Consider the following 18777-nt stretch of genomic DNA (forward strand, 5'->3'; position numbering starts at 1 on the left):
CGCAGCTCGCGGGCTGATAAAAGGCAAGAAAAAAGCGGCCACCGGAGACCGGTGGCCGCTTGTTCTTTCGGGATTATCAGCCGTTGCTGGCCAGCATGGAAATCTTGCTGCCCATCGCCTCGCCGTTTTTGTCGAGGAGGCGGGTCGGATAATCGCCGGTGAAATAGTGGTCGGTGAACTGCGGCCGCGCCTGATTGCGGTTTTCACCGCCCACCGCGCGATAAAGCCCGTCGATCGACAGGAACGCCAGCGAATCGGCGCCGATATATTTCGCCATCGCCTCGACATCCGCATACTGGTTCGCCAGCAGCTTGTCGGCATCAGGTGTGTCGATGCCGTAGAAATCCGGATGGAAGATCATCGGGCTGGCAACGCGGATATGCACTTCCTTGGCGCCGGCCTCGCGGATCATCTGCACGATCTTGACCGAGGTCGTGCCGCGCACGATGGAATCATCCACCAGCACCACGCGCTTGCCTTCGATCATCGCCCGATTGGCGGAATGCTTGAGCTTGACACCGAAGGCGCGGATCTGCTGGGTCGGCTCGATGAAGGTGCGGCCGACATAATGGTTGCGGATGATACCGTATTCGAAGGGAATGCCGCTCTCCTGCGCAAAACCGAGCGCTGCGGGCGTGCCGCCATCGGGAACGGGCACCACCACATCGGCTTCGAGCGGTGCTTCCTTGGCAAGGTTCATGCCCATGTTCTTGCGCGTCGTGTAGACGTTGCGGCCGCCGACGACGGAATCGGGACGGGCGAAATAGACATATTCGAACAGGCAGAGACGCTCCGGCTGCGGTTTCGAGGGCTTGCGCGCATCGATGGTGATCGAACCGTCAGGCTGGATCTCGCAGATGATGACTTCGCCGTTTTCAACGTCGCGCACGAATTTCGCGCCGATGATATCGAGAGCACAGGTCTCCGAGCAGAAGATAGGCTTGCCGTCCAGCTCGCCCATGACCAGCGGGCGGATACCGATCGGGTCACGCGCGGCAATCAGCTTGGTGCGGGTCATCGCCAGCATCGAGTAACCGCCTTCCATCTGCCTGATGGCATCGATGAAACGGTCGGCGGTGGAGGCATGACGGGAGCGCGCGATGAGGTGCAGCACCACTTCGGTATCCGAGGTCGACTGACAGATGGCGCCCGTCGCGATGATCTGGCGGCGCAGCGTCAGGCCGTTGGTGAAGTTGCCGTTATGGGCAATCGAAATACCGCCTTCTTCCAGTTCGGCAAACAGCGGCTGTACGTTGCGCATCGCCACTTCGCCGGTGGTGGAATAACGGGTGTGGCCGATGGCGATGGAGCCGGGCAGGCGGGCAAGCGTTGCAGGATCGGTATAATGATCGCCGACGAGGCCCATATGGCGTTCCTGATGGAAGCGCTTGCCATCGAAGGAGACGATGCCGGCTGCTTCCTGGCCGCGATGCTGCAGGGCATGCAGGCCAAGCGCGGTCAGCGCCGAGGCGTCGGCATGGCCGAGAATGCCGAAAACGCCGCATTCTTCATGCAGCGTATCGCCGTCGATCTCTTCCTTGAAAGTGGTCCCATGGAATGTGGAATGCGAAAGCGGCTCAATCATCCGGCTTGCCCTTGCTCTCTACCGAGAAAAAAGAAAGACCTCGCCGGCGAGTATCTCTCCCGGTCGGTCCGTCTGTGTCGTGCTTGATATTTAGCACAAATAGCGCGCCTTGCATGCATTGCAAGACGCGACACTGTGTCAATTATTCGTTGCCGGCGGATTTGTTGCCGGCACATCTTCGGCAGGCGCCTGCGTGGTCGTCTGTTCCTGCGGTTTTCCAAGGATGCGAGCGCGAATCTGCGGCTCGATATCGTCAGGCAGAACCGCCTCCAGCTTGCCCACCAGCCCGTCGAGGAAGGGCTTGGACTTCGCCTGCGTCACCCATTCCGGCTGCGTCTTCACATCCACCAGCCAGTTCCAGAAGGCGACCGCAACCACTAGAAGCAGAATGCCGCGCGCCGCGCCGAACAGGAATCCGAGCGTACGGTCCAGTGCGCCGATGCGGCTGTCGATGATGAAATCGGCAATGCGCGAGGTGATGAAGGAAATCACGATCAGCGAGACGAGGAAAACGACGCCTGCGGAACCGGCAATGGCGATCTTGTCGTCATCGGTATAGTTGCGCGCATAGGGCAGCAGGACCGGATAAAGATAATAGGCGGCGGCGACCGAACCGGCCCAGCTCGCAATCGACAGGATTTCGCGGGAAAAACCGCGGACCATCGCGAGAATGGCGGAGAAAAGAACAACGGCGATGACGATGCCGTCGAAAATTGTAATGGGCATATACCAACTCCGGAGGTGCGACGCCCTGTCAGGCGCTGCCTTGCCAATTTTGCGATCCTCTTACACCACTGTTTCCTTTGGCGAAAGGATCAATATTCGTCGTCCTCAACCTGTTTGAACCGGTTGCCGGAGCCGGCGATGCGGGCCACGAGGTCCGGAAGGCTTTCGATTTCCGTCCAGCGCCCCTTGCCGCCTTTCGGCAATTCAGCCGAAGCAGAAGGCAGAAGTGCGGCGGAAAAGCCGAGTTTTTCAGCTTCTTTCAATCGCTGGCCCGTGTGCGAGACCGGGCGCACCGCGCCCGACAGGCTGATTTCGCCGAAATAGACGCAATCGGCGGGGAGGGCAAGACCGGCAAGCGAGGAAACCAGCGCAGAAGCAATAGCCATATCGGCGGCCGGTTCAGAAATCCGGTAGCCGCCGGCGACGTTGAGATAGACATCGTGCTGACCGAGCTTCACGCCGCAATGGGCCTCCAGTACCGCGAGAATCATGGCGAGTCGCGACGAATCCCAGCCGACCACCGCGCGGCGCGGTGTGCCGAGCGAGGTTGGCGCGACCAGCGCCTGCACTTCAACGAGCACGGGGCGTGTGCCCTCGATGCCTGCAAAAACCGCAGCGCCCGGTGATTTTTCGTTGCGTTCTCCCAGAAACAGTTCGGATGGATTGGACACTTCCCTGAGGCCGCGATCCGACATTTCGAACACGCCGATTTCATCGGTCGGCCCGAAGCGGTTCTTGACGGTTCGAAGAATGCGGTAATGGTGGCCGCGGTCACCTTCGAAATAAAGGACGGCATCGACCATGTGCTCCACCACGCGCGGGCCGGCGATCTGGCCTTCCTTGGTGACATGGCCGACAAGCACCATGGTCGCGCCCGTCTGCTTGGCGAAACGGATCATCGCCTGCACGCCGGTGCGCACCTGTGTCACCGTGCCGGGGGCGGAATCGGCGGTATCGCTCCACAATGTCTGGATGGAATCGATGATGACGAGATCGGGCCGCTTGCCTTCGGAAATCGTCGCCAGAATATCCTCGACATTGGTTTCCGCCGCCAGAAGCACATCGGTTTCCGCAGCCCCCAGACGTTGCGCACGCAGACGCACCTGCGCCACCGCCTCTTCGCCGGAGACATAGATGATGCGATGGCCGCGCCGCGAAAGGGCGGCGGCCGCCTGCATGAGGAGCGTCGATTTGCCGATACCGGGATCCCCACCGATCAGAACGGCCGAACCGCGCACGAAACCGCCGCCGGTCGCCCGATCAAGTTCGCTGATGCCGGTCGGGATGCGGGGGGCTTCTTCGATTTCACCTGATAGTGAGGTGAGTGTGACTGGCCGGCCCTTCTTGGGAGCCTTGCCCGGGCCGGATCCGATGCCGCCCATCGGGTCTTCCTCGACGATGGTATTCCACTCGCCGCAGCCTTCGCATTTTCCCGCCCATCGGGTATGAACCGTGCCGCAGTTCTGGCACACGAATTGAGTCTTGGCTTTGGCCATCTATGTCAGTTTTCTTCTTGTTTGAAATGATCTGCGGAGATGTCTTGGTGGCCGTGGAGGACGCGCAGGACCGTAAGCTCATTCTCGTTGACGCGGAAGAAAATCACGCGGTCCCGATAGGCAATGCTGCGAAGCCCTGTTCCATAGCTGCTTCGTGAGACGCCGGACAGGCCGAGCGCCGCTAGCGATTCGACCTTGTCAAAAATTTCAAGCGCGAGACGGTCGGCCGCGGCCGGATTTTCCACTGCGATATAGGCGTGATCTTCAGCGACGTCCTGCCTTGCCCGCGTGGTCCAGATAACGGTCCGGATATTAATGATCGGTCCCCGTTTTTCGTTGCGCGGACAGGTTCTTGATGTCGCTCAGGAAAGCATCTCGCGACCGATAGCTGTGAACACGGCCAGCGTCAGCATCATCAATTCCTTCCTGCAGCAGCAGCTTGAGTGCCGCTTTCTTTCCCTCATCGCTGCCCAGCAAACGAAGTCCAGCAGAAATCACTGCATCCGCATCGCTATAGACGCCAGCTGCCACCTGCTCCTCGATGAACTTCTCGTCCTGCTCGCTCAAATGGATTTCGGGCATTTCGATCTCCTTTTGTTCTCTTTTAACACAGGTCGCGTGAGCTTTCCAAGCGCTAAAGGCGCGTCTCAATCATCCGCCATCAGATATTGCCGCTCATATCGCAGACCAAGTCCTGTCAACATCTCATAGCCGATCGTTCCTGCCGCCCGTGCAGTCTCGTCTACGGGCACACTGGGACCGAAAAGCTCGACATAGTCTCCGGTTCGAATGGCATTGGCCGGAACATCCGTCACGTCGAAGATGGTGAGGTCCATGGTGACGCGGCCAGCAACCGGCACCTTGTGGCCGTTGACGACACCGTATGCGCCGCCATGGCCCATTTCGCGCAGCGGAATGCCGGAACCGGACAGCGAACGCTGGTATCCGTCCGCGTAACCGACAGTCGCGATGGCGAGGCGGCTTGCGCGTTTCAGCAGAAAGGTGCCGCCATAACTGACGGTCTGGCCTTCGCCCGCATCGCGGATCTGGATGATGCGCGCTTCGGCTTTGGCGACCGGCCGCATGGGACTTGCAACGTCGTTGACCGCCTCTCCGCCATAGAGCGCTATGCCGGGACGGGTAAGGTCGAAATGATAATCCGGGCCGAGAAAGATACCGGCGGAAGCCGAGAGGCTCGATTCGATACCTTCGAAAGCAGTGCTAACCATCCGGAATGATTCGAGCTGAGCCCTGTTCATCGGCGAGGAGGGCGTGTCGGCACAGGCGAGATGGGAAAGCACCAGAACCGGGTCAAAACTTGCCGGCCGGGTCACGTCGTCGGCCAGAAACAGCGCATCGTCGAGCGGCAGTCCGAGACGGTTGAAGCCGGTGTCCACATGCAGTGCGCAGGGGTGATCACCACGCTCGGCCACCGTCGCCATCCAGAAGGAAAGCTGCTCCTCGGAGGCAAGAACCGGCACCAGATCATTGTCGAAGACCTGCCGTTCCTGGCCCTGCCAGATGCCTGACAGGACGAAGATGCGTGCTTCAGGTGCATAGGAACGCAGGGTCTCACCCTCGGCAACCGTTGCCACGAAGAAGTCGCGCGCGCCGGCATGGTAGAGCGCTGCGCCGCAATCCTCGATGCCGAGGCCATAGGCATCAGCCTTCACGACGGCCGCTGTCCGCGCCTTACCGGAGCGTCTCCTCATGTCCCGCCAATTATCGGCCAGCGCACCGAGATCGACGGTCAGCCGCAGTGGCGCGTGTTCGAAAGCGTCGGTTTCGGTTTCAGCGAATGTATCCTCGAAGTCGTCTGTCATGCCATGCGTCCGGTTGATTTTGGAACCGACCAGACCCTAGCACTTTTGTTCAAGACGGTAAGGATCGAATGCTCTAAACTTCGCTCATGCACAATGTTTCGCAGGAACAGGCCCTCGATTTCATGCCCGTCGCCACGACGGAAACCACGCGTTTCTGGCGAGACGAACGTTTTGGCGGCATGGAATGCCTGAGTGCTACGTTTCTCACCCATGAATATTCGCCTCACGCCCATGACACGTTTTCGATAGGCGCCATCGAAAGTGGCTCGCAGATTTCCACCATTCAGGGCACTACCGAACAGACGGGGCCGGGGCATCTCTATCTCATCAATCCCGACGAGATTCACGATGGTGCACCAGGCGGCGGCGGTTACCGTTACCGGATGATCTATCCCGACACCGCACTGCTGCGCGATATCATCGAGGATGTGACAGGCAGGGCCTTCCACGGTACGCCTTCATTCCCGAAGTTTCTGCCGCGCGATCCGCAGATGGCGGCCGCCTTTCAGATGGCGCACCGGCGTCTGGAGGAGAAATCCGGTGCCCTCGAGGCGGATGAGGGCATGTTCTCGGTTCTCGCCGCCCTTTTCGGCAGGCATGGCAGCGCCATTATTCTGCCGGTCGAAACGCGCGAGAAAACGGCGGTTTACACCGCCCGCGACTACCTTTCCGACAATTACGAGACCGATATCGGCCTTGAGGAACTGGCTTCCATTGCCGGTCTCAGCCGCGCACACCTTATCCGTGCTTTCAGGAAAGAGTTCTACATCACCCCGCACGCCTATCTGACCGACGTGCGCATCCGCAGGGCGCGTCGGCTTCTGCGCGCCGGCGAGATGCCGGCCGAGGTGGCGGCGATGTGCGGTTTTGCGGACCAGGCGCATTTCACCCGCCATTTCAAGGCGCGCACCGGCATTACCCCGGGCCAGTTTCGCATGGGGTGATGCCGGCACACGCATTCCTGTGTGACGTCACTTTCGTACAAGACCGGTGGATGTCTTACGCGTAATCGCTCTCCTGAAAGGGAGAAAGCGATGTCAATATGGGACAAAAGGACGGAATTCGTCGCGGGATTACGGGCCGCCGCGCCATTGCTCGTGGCCATGGTGCCGATCGGCGTCGTGTTTGGCGCGGTCGCCATCGGCAAGGGCCTGTCGCCGCTCGAAGCCTCGCTGATGTCGCTGCTGGTCTTCGCCGGCGGCTCGCAATTCGTGGCGATGGACTTATGGACCCATCCGGCTAGCTGGAGCGCGCTCGGCTTTGCGGCGCTGCTCGTCAATCTGCGCCACGTGCTGATGAGCGCTTCCATCGCCGGCAAGCTGGACGATTTCCGGGGCTGGCGGAAATATGCGGCCATGCTGGTGCTGACGGATGAATCCTGGGCGTTGTCGGAGTTTCGTGTCATCGCCGGCAGGCTGACGGCGGGTTTCTTCACCGGCGCTGCATTGTCGATCTATATCGTCTGGAACCTGGCCACCCTCACCGGTGCTTTGCTGGGTTCGGTCATGGGCGACATGTCGGTCATCGGGCTGGATTTCGCCTTTCCCGCGGTGTTTATCGTGCTGCTCATAGGGTTCTGGAAGGGCCGGGAAACGGGCTCGGTGCTTCTGGCAAGCGCCTCCGCCGCCTTTCTCACCCATGCGCTGGTACCCGGAGCCTGGTATATCGCCGCCGGTGCGCTCGCGGGCCTCGCTGTCGCCGCCTTCGGCCATGATGAACAGGCGGAGCAGCCGGCATGACGCTCGACCTTAATACGCTGCTGACGATTCTCGCCATGATGGCGGCAACCGTCGCAACACGCCTCGGCGGCCTGTTGCTTGTCAGTCGGTTTACCCTGACCGCGCGCCTTAAAAAGGCCCTCGGCGTAGTGCCGCCCGCCGTCCTGATGGCCGTCGTCACGCCGACTGCGCTTGCCAGCGGACCGGCGGAAACCATCGCCTGCGCGGTCACCGCTGTCGCGGCGCTGCGCCTCAGCCTTCTGCCGGCGGCAACAGTCGGCGTGGCGGCCGTGGCGCTGCTGCGCGGAATCGGTTTGTGAGAAAAAGCCACCAACGTCTTGAAAGGACTCGAGCCTTGTTTCCGGAACGTGGGAAATAGCCGAGACGGTAAACATACCCTCTCGGCAATTATTGCCGCCTCAATGTTCTTCGTATTGGCTGAAGCTCGGATCGGCCAAGTCCGTAAAGCGGGTGAATTCGGACTGGAAGGCAAGCTTCACGGTGCCAGTCGGTCCGTGACGCTGCTTGGCGATGATGACGTCAGCCGTGCCTTTTACCTTGTCGAACAGCGCTTCCCACTCGGCATATTTCGGATCGGCAGGATCGCGCGGCTCCATGTTCTTGACGTAATATTCCTCGCGGAACACGAACAGCACCACGTCGGCGTCCTGCTCGATGGAACCTGATTCACGCAGGTCGGAAAGCTGCGGGCGCTTGTCTTCGCGGCTCTCCACCGCACGGGAGAGCTGTGACAGCGCGATGATCGGAACATTGAGTTCCTTGCCCAACGCCTTCAGGCCCGTGGTGATCTGGGTGATTTCCTGCACGCGGTTTTCGCCGCTCTTGCCGGAGCCGGTCATCAGCTGAACGTAGTCGACCACCAGAACATCGAGGCCGCGCTGGCGCTTCAGGCGGCGGGCGCGCGCGGAAAGCTGGGCAATCGAGATACCACCGGTCTGGTCGATGTAAAGCGGCACCTTCTGCATCATCTGTGAGCAGGCGACGAGTTTTTCGAAATCGGCCTCGGTGATGTCACCGCGACGGATTTTCGACGAGGAAACTTCGGTCTGCTCTGAAATGATACGCGTTGCCAGCTGTTCGGAGGACATTTCGAGCGAGTAGAAACCGACAACGCCGCCATTTTTCGCCTTGAACGAGCCGTCCGGCTGCACTTCCTGCTCATAGGAAGCGGCGATATTGTAGGCGATGTTGGTCGCAAGCGAGGTCTTGCCCATACCCGGACGACCGGCAAGCACGATAAGGTCGGAACGCTGCAAGCCACCCATGCGGGCGTCAAGCGAGTGGATGCCGGTGGAGATGCCGGAGAGGTTTCCGTCGCGCTCGAAGGCCGCGCCCGCCATGTCGATCGCCAGCGCCACCGCGTCGTTGAACGACTGGAAGCCGCCGTCGTAACGGCCGGTTTCCGCCAGTTCGAACAGGCGCCGTTCGGTGTCTTCGATCTGTGCCTGCGGCGGCATGTCGAGCGGCGCGTCATAGGCGATGTTGACGACATCCTCGCCGATCTGGATCAGCGCGCGGCGCAGCGCCAGATCATAGATCGCCCGGCCGTAATCTTCCGCGTTGATGATCGACACGGCTTCTGCCGCCAGACGCGCGAGATACTGCGCCACCGTCAGGTCGCCGATCTTGTCGTCGGCCGGCAGGAAGGTCTTGATCGTCACCGGATTGGCGGTCTTGCCCATGCGGATGATATCGCCTGCCACCTCGAAAATCTTGCGGTGCAGCGGTTCGTAGAGGTGCACGGGCTTCAAGAAGTCCGATACGCGGTAATAGGCGTCGTTATTGACGAGGATGGCGCCGAGCAGCGCCTGTTCGGCCTCGATATTGTTCGGCGCTTCGCGGTAATGCGGTTCCGCCGGTTGCGCGGGGGTGATCTTTCTCACAGCGTCGTTCATGGTTTGCGCGATCTCCCTTTGCCTGTTCTTACACCTCGGGTTTGGCTTTCTGTGCCATTGCAGTCAATGATATTGTTGCAACACTCCATGGCAGGCCGACGTCCGCTGAGCGAAGTCGGATCACATCTTCAGTTGTCCCCAGCAATCCACAGGCGGGATGGGGACAAAGCGGGAAATTTCCCGGCAACGTGATTCGCCGCCATGAGTTTACCGCATGGCAGACCCGGCACGAAAGAAACTTGAAAATCGTCAGCCTTACGAATAAATAGGCAGAAAATAAGTAGTGTACTAATTATAAGGCTTGCTGACATGTCCCGCGAGACCGACAAGGAACAGCTTCTCGATGAAGTTTCCGCTTTCACCCGCAAACTGCGCGCGTTTTTCGATGCGCGGGTAGGGGAAAGCGGGCTGACGCTGGCGCGTGCGCGTGCGCTTTTCGCGCTCTCGCGGCGCGGACCGTTGACGCAGACGGAGCTCGCGGAGGAAATGGAAATCGAGACGCCGACACTGGTGCGAGTGCTTGATGGCATGGAGAAGCAGAACCTCATCGAACGCCGATCCGATGAGAACGACCGGCGTGCCAAACGTATTCACATGACGGCGGAGGGCGAAGAAACCTCGCAGACGGTGCAGGAAATGGCAAAGTCGCTGCGTTCGGAAATCGCCGCCGATATCTCCTCGCAGGAGCTGGCAATGGCGCTGGATGTCATGCGGCGGCTTTCGGCCAATCTGCAAAATCTTGCAGCGGGGAGGGCGCAATCGTGAGCACCTCTTTACCGCTAACGGCAGCGTCGGACGCCGCCGAAAAGGACAGGCCCGCCAATGGCCCCACAGAGACGACGGGCCCGGCTCAATCACCGGACGCCGGCGCCGGGAGCGGCACGCAGGCTCCGTCTGCCGCAGCTGCACCTCAGCCGGTGGAGCGGCCATTGTGGCTGCGGCTGTGTTTCATTTTTGCAGGCCTGTCGTTTTTCATTACGCAGGGCCTCGGCATGAACCTCGTCATGGCCAATATCTACCAGCTGCAGGGCGAGTTTTCGGCGACGGTGGCCGAGGTCGCCTGGTTATCCGCTGCCTATATGGCACCCTATGCCACCTTTTCCATCGCCTTGTTCAAGGTGCGCGCGCAATATGGCCTGCGGCCCTTCGCCGAACTTTCGATCATCGCCTTCGTGGTTGCTTCCTGCCTCAACCTCTTCGTGACGGACCTGCATTCGGCCATCGTCATCCGCTTCGTCAGCGGCATGGCCGCCGCGCCGATTTCCTCGCTCGGCTTTCTCTATATTCTTGAGGCCTTTCCGCCCGCGCGAAAATTCTCGCTGGGATTCAGCATTGCACTGACAGGTACGCTGTTGTCGGCGCCGCTTGCGCGCATGGTGTCACCCTCGCTGCTGGCGATCGATGGCTGGAACGCCCTTTATTCAATGGAGGTCGGTTTTGCGCTGATTTCCTTCGCCATGATTTACGTCCTCAAGGTCACACCGCCGCCGCGTGCGAAGGTGATCGAGCGTATGGATATCCTCAGCTATCTCCTGTTTGCGGGCGGTCTCGGTTGCCTTGCAGTCATGCTGACGCTCGGCCGGTTCTACTGGTGGTTCGAAACCTGGTGGCTTGGCGCGCTGCTGGCGACATCCATCGCGCTTCTGACACTGATGGCTTTCATCGAATTGCCGCGTAAGAACCCGTTGCTCGACCTGCGCTGGATTTTCTCCAAAACCAACCTGCACGCCATTGCCGTCCTGCTTGTCTACCGGGCGGTCTCGTCGGAACAATCCTCCACCGCGGTCAGCTTCTATCAGCAGCTTGGCTTGCTCAACGACCAGACCACCATGCTTTATGCCCTCGTGCTGCTTGCCACCATTCTTGGCGGGGCGGCCTGCGCATGGCTGATGTTGACGAAATATGTCGAAACCGCCCATGTCATTGCGCTGACACTGATCGCGACTGGTTCCTTTATGGACAGCCAGTCGACGAACCTCACCCGCCCCGAACAGATGTATCTCAGCCAGATGATGATCGCCTTCGGTGCGGCCATGTTCCTGCCGCCTGTCATGGCGAAGGGTTTCGGCGCAGCACTGGCACGGGGTGCGCCTTATCTGGTGAACTTCATCACCATCTTCCTGTTTACGCAGATCACCGGTTCCATGCTGATGACGGGCCTGCTCGGCAGTTTCGTAACGCTGCGGGAGAAATTCCACTCCAATGTGCTGGTGGAGAACATCCTGCTCACCAACCCTCTCGTTGCCCAGCGTGTCTCCCAGCTTTCCGGTGCTTACAGCCATGTCATCACCGATCCGGCATTGCTGAAGGCGGAGGGATTGTCGCTGCTTGGCCAGCAAGTCAGCCGGGAAGCCTATGTGCTTGCCTATAATGACACGTTCCTGCTCATCTCCGTCGTTTCCGCGCTGGCGCTGGCCGCGCTTTTGATCCACCTCGCATGGTTGCGCATCCGCCCCTTCCTTTTCCCGGAGGACATCGATGCCGCACCGGCCCCCCAGTCTTGAACCTTCCAAGAGTGCCAAAATGTTGAAGAAGTTTTTTACTCCCGTTTCCATTCTCGTGCTGCTCGGCGGTTTCGCCGGTGTTGCGCTCGTGCTTTACGCCTGGCGGCTGCCGCCCTTTCTCTCGACCGTGGAAATGACCGACAACGCATTCGTGCGCGGTTACGTCACGACCATGAGCCCGCAGGTCAGCGGATATGTCGTGGATGTGCCGGTGAAGGATTATCAGGAGGTGAAGCAGGGTGCTTTGCTGGCGAAGATTGATGACCGTATCTATCGCCAGAAACAGGCGCAGGCGGAAGCAACGCTCGATACGCAAAAGGCGGCTCTCGATAATTCCCGCCAGCAGGAAAATGCAGCCAATGCCCATATTCTTTCCAGCCAGGCCGCGGTCGACAGCGCCGAAGCCTCGCTGAAACAGGCCCAACTGGCATCCGACCGGCAGGATAATCTCATAAAAAGCGGCGTGGGAACTTCCAGCCTTCAGGAAGAAGCCCATGCCGCACTGGAAAAGGCGCGGGCATCGCTCTCGCAGGCGAAAGCCGCCCTTGAGGTTTCACGGCAGGATCTGCAGACCATCATCGTTAACCGCAGTTCGCTGCAGGCTGCGGTCGCAAATGCCGAAGCGGCCGTCGAGCTTGCCCGGATCGACCTCGCCAACACCGAAATCCGTGCGCCCGTGGATGGCAGGCTCGGCGAAATCGGCGTGCGCACTGGCCAATATGTCACCGCCGGCACGCAGCTGATGGCCGTTGTGCCGCATGATGTCTGGGTTATCGCCAATTTCAAGGAGACCCAGCTTGCGGGCATGCAGGTCGGCCAACCTGTGACGATTTCCGTCGATGCGCTGCATCGCCGGAAGCTGACCGGCCATGTGGAGCGTTTTTCGCCCGCCACGGGTTCGGAATTCGCCGTTATCAAGCCCGACAATGCGACCGGCAATTTCGTGAAAATCGCCCAGCGTCTCGGTGTGCGCATCACCATCGACGCGGATCAGCCGCTGGCGGCAGAACTTTCGCCGGGCATGTCTGTGGTGGTGCATGTGGACAAGAGCAAGGCGCCCGATGGGGCGGAGACGGCGGCGAGGTAGTCTGGCGTTGAGTTTGCGGAGGGATAACCCCTCTGCAAACTCAGACCACGCAAACAAAAAACCCCGGATGTCGCCATCCGGGGTTTTCCTTTGACCGTTAGGCCAGATCTTACTCGTCGTCGCCGTCGCGGTCAGCTTCCGGATCGAAGAAGTCTTCCGGACGCAGCGCGTCTTCGTCAACGCCGTAGATGGCGTCAGCGGAGGTGAGGCTTTCGCCCTTGGCCTGACGCTCTGCTTCTTCAGCCGAACGGGCAACGTTCAGCTCGACCTGCAGCTCGACTTCGGCGTGCAGGTGCAGGGTAACGTTGTGCAGGCCGATGGTCTTGATCGGCGTGTTCAGCTCAACCTGGTTGCGGCCGATGTTGAAGCCTTCGGCAGCCAGGATTTCAACGACGTCGCGAGCAGCAACAGAACCGTACAGCTGACCGGTTTCGCCAGCCGAACGGACAACGATGAAGGACTTGCCTTCGAGTGCTTCGGCAACCTTCTGGGCTTCCGACTTGCGCTCGAGGTTACGAGCTTCGAGCGTTGCGCGCTCGGTTTCGAAACGGGTCTTGTTGGCGGCGTTGGCGCGCAGCGCTTTGCCCTGCGGCAGCAGGAAGTTACGGGCATAGCCGTCGCGAACCTTGACGGTTTCGCCCATCTGGCCGAGCTTGTTGATGCGTTCGAGAAGAATAACGTCCATCTTCTTGATCCTTTCTATGGTTTGGTTTCGTTCGTAGTGTCGGTTTTCCGCGCCGGCGTCAGGGAGATCGTGCTGCGCACGTCGCTGAGGCCGAACACGAGAATGATGAACAGCGGAAAGACAAAGACCGCCGAGAGATATGCGAGAATGAGGACCGGCAGGCGCCAGTCCTTGCCGCGGGCGCGCTTGTGCAGCGAGGCATAACCCGCCATCAGGAAGCCCGCGCCAAAGGTGCCGCAGATGACCGCGCCGATCATGGCCGCCACGCCGCCAAGGAACATGGCGAGAATGCCGGCCAGGAAAATGAAGATCGCGTTGCGATGCATGCGCAGTGCCGAGGGAATGTCCTCACGCGGGCGCAGGCCCTTGCCGAAAGAGCCGACCAGCCGGGTCGCGAAATAATAGGCCGCAAACAGAAGGATGACCCAGAGGCCGCCCTGAACGATCGGCAGCATCAGCACCAGCAGCGATTTCGTTTGCGCCAGCGCCTCTGCATTGGGTTCGAACAGCGGTTCGCGGTTCTGCACCGAGGTCATCATGATATCGACCATGCGCGCGACCAGATCAGGGCCGTAACCGATCATCCAGCCAAGAATGACGACGGCGACCGAAACCAGAATGCACAGGTGCAGCACGATGCCGGAGAGCGGATACCAGGCAAGCAGATCATCCGGGCCGCCGATTTCGGAAGCCGGGCGCGCCAGATTGGCGAGATGCGAAAGCCAGCCCGCCGGGATCAGCGTGAAGATCGCGATGGTCAGCGCAAACAGCGGCGACATGACCAGCGCACCGATGATGGCGGTGGTGATGATGGCGACGATGGCGGCGCGATTACCCCAGCCCATGCCTGCGATCAGGATCGGCATGGCGGAACCGGCATAGAGCAGGAAAGAAAAGGACGACTGTGCCGTTGCGCCAAGCGTTAAAAACGCGGCGCATATGCCGGCGAGAACGCCGGAGATCAGCACTGTCTGGTTCAACTTTTGCACTTCGCTGTCCTGCTGAAACTAAGCAGTTAGAGGATCGCTCGTGAGAGCCTCATCCCCAACATGGGATTTAGAGTATCGATCCGCGCCCAACGCGGAAGGATCTGGAAAAGCGAGGCCGCGTTAAACGCAGCCTCGCTTCAATTCATTACGCTACAACGTAGGGCAGCAGGCCGAGGAAACGGGCGCGCTTGATCGCCTGGGCGAGTTCGCGCTGCTTCTTCTGGGAAACGGCCGTGATGCGGGAAGGAACGATCTTGCCGCGCTCGGAAATGTAGCGCTGCAGGAGACGTACGTCTTTGTAGTCGATCTTCGGAGCGTTGGCGCCGGAGAAGGGGCACGTCTTGCGACGGCGGTGGAACGGGCGGCGTGCCTGGGAAGAGGATGCGTCAGCCATTGGTCAATTCTCCTTATGCACGGTCTTCGCGCGGACGGCGCGGACGGTCTTCGCGAGGACCACGATCTTCACGCGGGCCACGGTCCGGACGGTCGCCATCGCGGCGCGGACGGTCGTCACGGTCGCGCTTCTGCATCATCGCGGACGGGCCTTCTTCGTGGGCTTCGACGGCGATGGTCATGTAGCGAAGAACGTCTTCGTTGATGCGCATCTGGCGCTCGACTTCATGGATGGCGGCCGCCGGAGCGTCGATGTCCATGAGAGCGTAGTGAGCCTTGCGGTTCTTCTTGATGCGGTAGGTGAGGGACTTCAGACCCCAGTTCTCGATGCGTCCGACTTTGCCGCCGAACGATTCGATAACGCCCTTGTACTGCTCGACAAGTGCGTCGACCTGCTGGGCAGAAATATCCTGCCGGGCAAGGAAGATGTGTTCGTAAAGAGCCATTTAAGCTTTGCCTTTCTTGCGTTTCGTCCTTCACCCGGCAACGGCGCTAAGCCTCAACGACTGCTCCTGAAAAGGCGTGAGCCTTAAAGCAAGAAAAGCGTTGTTCGAGACGGTCGAGAGCGGAGACACGGGAGGCCGGAAAAACCTTATGGTTCCTGCTGTTCCGTGACCGGAACCAGCCCTCCGTTCAGCCACCAGCCAATTGGACCGGGTGTTGTGAACAGCGCGCTTATACGGATTTTTGCCCGGAATGCAAGGGCAGAGGCGAAAAAGCGCGCCGCTCGATCATCAGATCGGCATTGGATATTGCCGGTGAATGGCTGCGATGCCCGTCAGCACGTCCTCGGAAAGAGTGACATCCGCTGCCGCAATATCAACCTTCAGCTGCTCTATCGTGGTGGCGCCGATGATGACGGAGGCCATGAAGGGGCGCGTCAGGCAGAACGCAATGGCGAGCTTTGCGGGGTCGATACCATGCGCGGCGGCAAGCTCCAGATAGGCCTTTACCGGAGCTTCCTGAAGCGGCTGCAGACGGCCACCGAGATCCTTGTTGATGGTTCCGCGTGAACCGGCGGGACGGGCGCCGTTCTGGTATTTGCCGGTCAGCAGCCCTGCTGCCAGCGGTGAATAGGCGAGCAGGCCGACATCTTCATGGTGGGCGACTTCCGCCATGTCCAGATCGAAGCTGCGATAGAGCAGGTTATATTCGTTCTGGATCGTGGCGACGCGCGGCAGGCCCTTGGCTTCGGCGATGTCGATATATTTCTGCGTGCCCCAGGCGCTTTCGTTGGAAAGGCCAATGGCGCGGATTTTTCCGGCCTTTACCAGTTCGCCGAGCGTTTCCAGCTTTTCGGTAATTTCGGCAAGCGTGCGCGCCGTGTCCTGACCGGAAGCGTCAAAGCTCCATGCTCCACGGAAATGATAGGTGCCGCGATTCGGCCAGTGGATTTGGTAGAGGTCTATATAGTCGGTCTTCAGGCGCTGGAGGCTGGTATCGACAGCCTCACGGATCGCGGCTGCGTCGATATCGCGACCGCCACGAATGTAATCGCGTCCTGAGCCGGCAACCTTGGTCGCGAGCACGACCTGATCGCGCTTTCCGGTCTTTTCAAACCACGAGCCGATATAATCTTCCGTCCGGCCCTGGGTCTCCGCGGAAACGGGCGTGGTGGGGTAAAGCTCTGCCGTATCGAAGAAATTCACACCGTTTTCGACGGCGTAATCCATCTGCGCATGCGCTTCGGCTTCGGTATTCTGTGTGCCCCATGTCATGGTGCCGAGGCAGATTTCAGACACGGAAATATCCGTGCGGCCCAATAGTCTCTGTTTCATGGAAATGTCCCGGTGCTTGGCCAGATAGTTTGGAAGGTGGTGTGAAAGTAATGGGGAATTGCCGCAGTGCAAGAAAAAATATGATGAAAAGAAAGGGGAAAACAGCACGACAAAACCCCTCACACCGGGCCGGCAGGCGGCCTCAAGCCTTGACTTCGCTGGTGGGAATGTGAATGGAAGTCGACAAGAATAAAGGCAAGGCCAGACAAGAAGGACGACATCCCATGGGTATTGCATTCACATTTCCCGGTCAGGGAAGCCAGGCTGTTGGCATGGGCAAGGAGCTGGCGGATACCTATCCGGAAGCACGCGCCGTGTTTCAGGAAGTCGACGAAGCGCTCGACCAGAAGCTTTCCGACATCATGTGGAACGGCCCTGAAGAGACGCTGACGCTGACGGCCAATGCCCAGCCGGCCCTCATGGCCGTCTCGATGGCGGTCATGCGCGTTCTTGAGGCGCGCGGATTAAAACTGTCCGATACCGTTTCTTATGTCGCGGGCCACTCCCTCGGCGAATATTCGGCGCTCTGTGCCGCCGGTACTTTCTCGGTTGCCGATACCGCCCGTCTTCTGCGCATCCGCGGCAATGCCATGCAGGCCGCCGTGCCGGTGGGTGAGGGCGCGATGGCCGCAATCATCGGGCTTGAGCACGATGCCGTTTCCGCCATTTGCGACGAGGCTGGCATTCTCGGCGTGTGCCAGATCGCCAACGACAATGGCGGTGGCCAGCTGGTTATATCAGGCAGCAAGGCGGCTGTCGAAAAGGCAGCGGCAATCGCTTCCGAAAAGGGCGCCAAGCGCGCCATCATGCTGCCGGTCTCCGCTCCCTTCCACTCCGCGCTGATGGCGCCGGCGGCGGAAGCCATGCGCGAGGCGCTGGCCAAAGTCGAAAAGCACAATCCGGTCGTTCCTGTCATCGCCAATGTGCGTGCCGCCCCCGTTTCCGACGCCAATGAGATCGCCGGCCTCCTGGTCGAGCAGGTGACGGGCCAGGTGCGCTGGCGTGAGACGGTGGAATGGTTTGCCACCAACAACGTGACCCAGCTTTACGAAATCGGTTCCGGCAAGGTGCTGACGGGCCTTGCCCGCCGTATCGACAAGACGGTGAATGGCGTTGCCGTCAACGGTGCTGCCGATATCGATCAGCTTCTCGCCACGCTTATCGGCTGAGGCGGGATTTCTCCCGCAGCCGCATTCCTCAGGGCGCAACAACGCTCACCATTTTCAGTCCGAAGCTCTAAAGAAGGAATAGGACATGTTTGATCTGACAGGCCGCAAGGCCCTCGTAACCGGCGCGACCGGCGGCATTGGCGAAGAAATCGCCCGCCTTCTGCACAAAAAGGGCGCAACTGTCGGCCTGCACGGCACCCGCGTTGAAAAGCTTGAGGCGCTGGCGACGGAACTTGGCGACCGCGTCAAGATTTTCCCGGCCAACCTCGCCGACCGCGCCGAGGTCAAGGCACTCGGTGAAAAGGCTGAAGCCGAGCTGGAAGGCGTCGATATCCTCGTCAACAACGCCGGCATCACCAAGGATGGCCTGTTCGTTCGCATGAGCGACGAAGACTGGGATAACGTCATCGAAGTGAACCTGACGGCGATGTTCCGCCTGACGCGCGAGCTGACGCATCCGATGATGCGCCGCCGTTTTGGCCGCATCATCAACATCACCTCCATCGTCGGCGTTACCGGCAATCCCGGCCAGGCGAACTATTGCGCCTCCAAGGCCGGCATGATCGGCTTTTCCAAGTCGCTGGCGCAGGAAATCGCCACCCGCAACGTTACCGTCAACTGCGTAGCCCCGGGCTTCATCGAAAGCGCGATGACCGGCAAGCTCAACGACAAGCAGAAAGACGCCATCATGGGCGCCATTCCCATGAAGCGCATGGGCACGGGTGCCGAAGTCGCCTCTGCCGTGCTTTATCTCGCTTCCAACGAAGCGGCCTACATGACCGGCCAGACCCTGCACGTCAACGGCGGCATGGCGATGATCTGACGGCACGTAAGTCCGTCATGAAAAGGATTGCGGCGCTGTTTAAGCACCTTCTTGGGTAGCTGGCGCCGCAAGGCCCCGCTGACCG

Annotated in this window: 20 protein-coding genes; 8 read left to right on the top strand and 12 right to left on the bottom strand. The window is 60.1% G+C overall.

From position 1 onward, the window contains the following. Positions 1-76 precede the first annotated feature (76 nt). The 6 genes from purF to alr form a co-directional block, all read right to left on the bottom strand. Positions 77-1585, bottom strand: a complete 1509-nt coding sequence (gene purF / locus EYD00_RS03690) for an amidophosphoribosyltransferase (RefSeq protein WP_004441015.1) — start codon at positions 1583-1585, stop codon at positions 77-79. Positions 1586-1723: 138 nt separating this feature from the next. After that, the gene (locus EYD00_RS03695) at positions 1724-2311 is read right to left on the bottom strand and encodes a CvpA family protein (RefSeq protein ID WP_004441017.1); all 588 of its coding nucleotides are present in this window, start codon (positions 2309-2311) and stop codon (positions 1724-1726) included. An 89-nt stretch (positions 2312-2400) separates the two neighbouring features. Beyond that, positions 2401-3807 (bottom strand): DNA repair protein RadA, encoded by a 1407-nt coding sequence (radA, locus tag EYD00_RS03700; RefSeq protein WP_004441018.1) that lies wholly within the window; start codon positions 3805-3807, stop codon positions 2401-2403. A gap of 5 nt (positions 3808-3812) precedes the next feature. Further along, positions 3813-4052: a type II toxin-antitoxin system RelE/ParE family toxin gene (locus EYD00_RS03705; RefSeq protein ID WP_234882041.1), complete on the bottom strand. Its 240-nt coding sequence runs from the start codon at positions 4050-4052 to the stop codon at positions 3813-3815. A 67-nt stretch (positions 4053-4119) separates the two neighbouring features. Next, the gene (locus EYD00_RS03710; protein WP_004441020.1) at positions 4120-4389 is read right to left on the bottom strand and encodes a type II toxin-antitoxin system ParD family antitoxin; all 270 of its coding nucleotides are present in this window, start codon (positions 4387-4389) and stop codon (positions 4120-4122) included. Positions 4390-4454: 65 nt separating this feature from the next. Continuing rightward, positions 4455-5630, bottom strand: coding sequence for an alanine racemase (gene alr / locus EYD00_RS03715; RefSeq protein ID WP_004441022.1), 1176 nt, complete (start codon positions 5628-5630; stop codon positions 4455-4457). An 86-nt stretch (positions 5631-5716) separates the two neighbouring features. Between alr and EYD00_RS03720 the strand changes: the two genes are divergently transcribed. From EYD00_RS03720 to EYD00_RS03730, 3 genes are all read left to right on the top strand, one after another. After that, positions 5717-6574, top strand: a complete 858-nt coding sequence (locus EYD00_RS03720; protein WP_004441023.1) for an AraC family transcriptional regulator — start codon at positions 5717-5719, stop codon at positions 6572-6574. A gap of 90 nt (positions 6575-6664) precedes the next feature. Beyond that, positions 6665-7369: an AzlC family ABC transporter permease gene (locus EYD00_RS03725; RefSeq protein ID WP_004441025.1), complete on the top strand. Its 705-nt coding sequence runs from the start codon at positions 6665-6667 to the stop codon at positions 7367-7369. Then, complete coding sequence (locus tag EYD00_RS03730) at positions 7366-7668, top strand: AzlD family protein (protein WP_004441027.1); 303 nt, start codon at positions 7366-7368, stop codon at positions 7666-7668. Before EYD00_RS03725 ends, EYD00_RS03730 begins: the two co-directional genes overlap by 4 nt. A 99-nt stretch (positions 7669-7767) precedes the next feature. Here EYD00_RS03730 and EYD00_RS03735 read toward each other — a convergent pair whose 3' ends face one another. After that, positions 7768-9264 carry a replicative DNA helicase gene (locus EYD00_RS03735; RefSeq protein ID WP_004441029.1) on the bottom strand — a complete coding sequence of 499 codons (1497 nt, stop codon included), beginning with the start codon at positions 9262-9264 and terminating at the stop codon, positions 7768-7770. Positions 9265-9573: 309 nt separating this feature from the next. Here EYD00_RS03735 and EYD00_RS03740 point away from each other — a divergent pair, with 309 nt between their 5' ends. The 3 genes from EYD00_RS03740 to EYD00_RS03750 are packed head-to-tail and all read left to right on the top strand — an operon-like array spanning position 9574 to position 12855. Beyond that, positions 9574-10029: a MarR family winged helix-turn-helix transcriptional regulator gene (locus EYD00_RS03740; RefSeq protein ID WP_004441032.1), complete on the top strand. Its 456-nt coding sequence runs from the start codon at positions 9574-9576 to the stop codon at positions 10027-10029. Beyond that, positions 10026-11768, top strand: a complete 1743-nt coding sequence (locus EYD00_RS03745; RefSeq protein WP_004441033.1) for an MFS transporter — start codon at positions 10026-10028, stop codon at positions 11766-11768. The genes EYD00_RS03740 and EYD00_RS03745 overlap by 4 nt, the downstream gene beginning before the upstream one ends. Positions 11769-11787: 19 nt before the next feature. Continuing rightward, positions 11788-12855 (top strand): HlyD family secretion protein, encoded by a 1068-nt coding sequence (locus EYD00_RS03750; RefSeq protein ID WP_034496251.1) that lies wholly within the window; start codon positions 11788-11790, stop codon positions 12853-12855. 109 nt (positions 12856-12964) lie between these two features. On the opposite strand, the gene rplI is transcribed toward EYD00_RS03750, so the two are convergent. From rplI to EYD00_RS03780, 5 genes are all read right to left on the bottom strand, one after another. Beyond that, positions 12965-13540, bottom strand: coding sequence for a 50S ribosomal protein L9 (gene rplI, locus EYD00_RS03755; RefSeq protein ID WP_004441037.1), 576 nt, complete (start codon positions 13538-13540; stop codon positions 12965-12967). 14 nt (positions 13541-13554) lie between these two features. Continuing rightward, on the bottom strand, positions 13555-14529 hold the full coding sequence (locus EYD00_RS03760) for a hypothetical protein (RefSeq protein WP_004441038.1): 975 nt from the start codon (positions 14527-14529) through the stop codon (positions 13555-13557). A gap of 145 nt (positions 14530-14674) precedes the next feature. Continuing rightward, positions 14675-14923 (bottom strand): 30S ribosomal protein S18, encoded by a 249-nt coding sequence (gene rpsR / locus EYD00_RS03765; RefSeq protein WP_003502063.1) that lies wholly within the window; start codon positions 14921-14923, stop codon positions 14675-14677. A gap of 13 nt (positions 14924-14936) precedes the next feature. Further along, positions 14937-15368, bottom strand: a complete 432-nt coding sequence (gene rpsF / locus EYD00_RS03770) for a 30S ribosomal protein S6 (RefSeq protein WP_004441041.1) — start codon at positions 15366-15368, stop codon at positions 14937-14939. Positions 15369-15656: 288 nt separating this feature from the next. Further along, the gene (locus tag EYD00_RS03780; protein WP_004441042.1) at positions 15657-16700 is read right to left on the bottom strand and encodes an aldo/keto reductase; all 1044 of its coding nucleotides are present in this window, start codon (positions 16698-16700) and stop codon (positions 15657-15659) included. A gap of 224 nt (positions 16701-16924) precedes the next feature. On the opposite strand from EYD00_RS03780, the gene fabD reads away from it, so the two are divergent. Continuing rightward, complete coding sequence (gene fabD / locus EYD00_RS03785) at positions 16925-17869, top strand: ACP S-malonyltransferase (protein WP_004441044.1); 945 nt, start codon at positions 16925-16927, stop codon at positions 17867-17869. Between the two features lie 85 nt (positions 17870-17954). Further along, the gene (fabG, locus tag EYD00_RS03790) at positions 17955-18692 is read left to right on the top strand and encodes a 3-oxoacyl-[acyl-carrier-protein] reductase (protein WP_004441046.1); all 738 of its coding nucleotides are present in this window, start codon (positions 17955-17957) and stop codon (positions 18690-18692) included. Positions 18693-18777: the final 85 nt, after the last annotated feature.

The sequence above is a fragment of the Agrobacterium sp. 33MFTa1.1 genome (assembly GCF_004328495.1).
In the GTDB taxonomy this organism is placed as follows: domain Bacteria; phylum Pseudomonadota; class Alphaproteobacteria; order Rhizobiales; family Rhizobiaceae; genus Agrobacterium; species Agrobacterium pusense.